This is a genomic window from Streptomyces sp. DH24 (assembly GCF_029813775.1).
Classification (GTDB): domain Bacteria; phylum Actinomycetota; class Actinomycetes; order Streptomycetales; family Streptomycetaceae; genus Streptomyces.
The window spans coordinates 1-232 of the sequence record NZ_JARVKW010000163.1 but is presented as its reverse complement, the minus strand read 5'-3'; the positions used below and the strand labels follow the sequence as shown (position 1 = coordinate 232).

1 rRNA gene is annotated in these 232 nt (G+C 56.9%); it reads left to right on the top strand.

Annotated elements, in window-relative coordinates:
* Window positions 1-73, top strand: a 16S ribosomal RNA gene (locus tag QC282_RS32640); the annotation flags it as partial.
* Window positions 74-232 lie beyond the last annotated feature (159 nt).

Below are 232 nucleotides of genomic sequence, written 5' to 3'. Positions count from 1 at the left end.
GGTGGGACTGGCGATTGGGACGAAGTCGTAACAAGGTAGCCGTACCGGAAGGTGCGGCTGGATCACCTCCTTTCTAAGGAGCACTTCTAGGCTGCTTCGGCAGTCCAGAGGCCAGTACATCGGCGAATGTCCGGTGCTGGTTGCTCATGGGTGGAACGTTGACTACTCGGCACACTTGATCGTCTTCTCCTTCTAGTACTGCTCTTTCGGAGCGTGGAACGTTGAGGGGAGC